General features: G+C 37.7%; 2 protein-coding genes and 1 pseudogene. All 3 read left to right on the top strand.

The features are described from left to right. A pseudogene (locus ACGF49_RS24345) lies at positions 1–585 on the top strand (hypothetical protein); the annotation flags it as partial. After that, a complete protein-coding gene (locus ACGF49_RS24340) occupies positions 582–1,502 on the top strand; it encodes a hypothetical protein (protein ID WP_228902652.1) in 921 nt (306 codons plus the stop codon). The pseudogene ACGF49_RS24345 and the gene ACGF49_RS24340, both read left to right, overlap by 4 nt. A gap of 172 nt (positions 1,503–1,674) precedes the next feature. Next, positions 1,675–2,433, top strand: a complete 759-nt coding sequence (locus tag ACGF49_RS24335) for a hypothetical protein (RefSeq protein WP_387493243.1) — start codon at positions 1,675–1,677, stop codon at positions 2,431–2,433. Positions 2,434–2,520: the final 87 nt, after the last annotated feature.

Genomic DNA, 2,520 nt, shown 5'->3' with positions numbered 1-2,520 from the left:
TTAGCGCCGCTGATTGGGATAAAACTGCGGCTGGATTTAATTGAGGCGTTTGCGACGGAATTTGGGGTTGAGAAATTAATCGCCTTAATTCGTGAACAGGGATTAAAAGGTCAGGCGGCGGTGGAAGAGGGACGGAATGGGGCTTATCTGGGGGCGCAATTAGATATGATTCTGGAAGGGGCGTTAAATCTGTCATTTAAATATGCCAGTAATGAAGAGCATAAAATGGAATTTCAACTGGGGGATATGGTAAGAGGCACGCTAGCGATAAAAGCGGAAACCAATATTCAAGCCGGGTTTAAATATTATCTGGTGGAGGGGTATTTTAACGCGGGAGCGGATATTGAAGCGGAAGGATGCTTTGAACTGGATAAACAGGATAAGGAATTATCTCTGGTGTTTTTCCATGAGGGCATCACCGCCAGTTATTATGTGGATTATGGGATTGGAGTCGCGCCATCTGAAAATATCGGTAGTTCTACTGAGAAAAGCAGTCAGAGGGATAATAAAAAACAAAAAAAATGGGAGATATATCCGAAACTGCCAAAAGAAAAATCGACATACAAACTGAGGTTATCGCAATGAAGAAATTTTTTTTATTTTTTATGGCATTGTTTTCATTATCAGCTTATGGGAAAAACACTATGGATCAAGTTAAATATATCACTTACTTAGAAACAAACCGTGCTTATTGTGTTCTCAGAGTCAATGGGATTTATATTTTAAGCAATCTGGGTTCAAGGACTGGAACCATATCAACGGGTTACAATGTTGCACCAGTATTGCAAAATGGTAAGAATACTATTTATATCGAAATGGCTCCGTTTATTGATGTAGACGAGAAATATGTTTATCAAGAAAAAGGTACGGAGTGTAAGGTCAAACTGGTAAGAGTAACTCCTTATGAATCTGATGAAGTGACTAATATTATCGCCAGTGTGGCAGATAAAAATGGCACGTTGGAGCCAACCAGTATGAAATCTGTTAATTTTAATATTGATACCGCTCAGTACAGTAAAATCACGGAAAAAAATCTTAAAGATAGGGGGTTTTATTATGCGCAACGAATAGTGACATTAAATGATCTGCCTGTTTGGGCCTGGACAACGGCTACCCCTTTGCCTGAGACAGTGGCAAGTACTGAACTGGTTAAAAAAGCCTATGAAGATATCTGGCAAATAATGAAAAATAAAGATTCGGTGGCTTTACAACATGCCGCCAAAATAATGTTGTATGAACATGCACAGGCTAATGACAGTACGGAACAAAGTTATTTTGATTCTTTAGACTTTGGGAGAAATTTTGATGACGGTTATCAGGCTATACCGATAGACTGGAAAAAGTATAAGTTAGTACGTTATTTTGGAGGGCGGTTATTCCGGTTTGAAATTGAAAATAGTAATAATTCTCCATTGTTAATTAGAGATAAAAATGGTGAAAACGGTCGTACATTCAGTCCCTATTTTTCTTTAATCAATGGAAAAGTGGTTATTTCGAGATAATAGTGGCCTTTTTTGGATAACTCAGTATTAACTGTTTTTTGCAGTTAATACTGGGGAGTACGGAAATATAACTAAAATAGAAATCAATATACAAACTGAGGTTATCGCAATGAAGAAATCTTTTTTATTTTTTATGGCATTGTTTTCATTATCAGCTTATGGGGAAAATACAATGGATAAAGTTAAATATATTACTTATTTAGAAACAAACCGTGCTTATTGTGTTCTTAGAGTCAACGGGATTTATACTTTAAGTAATTTGGGTTCAATTACAGGGACCATCTCGACGGGTTACAATGTTGCTCCGATATTGCAAAATGGTAAAAATACTATTTATATTGAAATAGCGCCGTTCAGAAATGCAAAAGAGGGGTATGTTTATCAAGAAAAAGGTACTGAGTGCAAGGTTAGATTGGTAAGGGTAACTCCTTATGAGTCTGATGAAGTGACTAATATTATCGCCAGTGTGGCAGATAAAAATGGTACGTTGGAACCAACCAGCATGAAGTCCGTTAATTTTAATATTGATACCACTCAGTACAGCAAAATCGCGGAGAAAAATCTTAAAGATAGGGGATTTTATTATGCGCAGCGGACAGTGACATTAAATGATCTCCCTGCCTGGGCTTGGACGACGGCTACCCCTCTACCGGAGACAGCGGAAAGCACTGAACTGGTTAAAAAAGCCTATGAAGATGTTTGGCAGATCATGAAAAATAAAGATTTGGTTGCTTTGCAACATGCTACCAAAATAATGTTATATGAACATGCGCAGGCCAATAATAGTACGGAACAAAGTTATTTTGATTCTTATGACTTTAAACGAGATTTTGATAACGGTTATCAGGCAGTGCCGATTGATTGGAGTAAATATAAGTTGGTGCGTTATCTGGGCGGGCGTTTATTCCAGGGCAACCGCATGAATGATTAAATATCACTCACATTAGCAAAACCCGCCTGTAATACTCGCTCCAAAAATTGGGTTTTCATCCATATTCGTCTACGCTTCGCTTTAATG

Source organism: Photorhabdus sp. RM96S (assembly GCF_042879335.1).
Classification (GTDB): domain Bacteria; phylum Pseudomonadota; class Gammaproteobacteria; order Enterobacterales; family Enterobacteriaceae; genus Photorhabdus; species Photorhabdus kayaii.
Note: the sequence above shows the minus strand (reverse complement) of the source record. Positions and strands in the feature narration are given on the sequence as shown.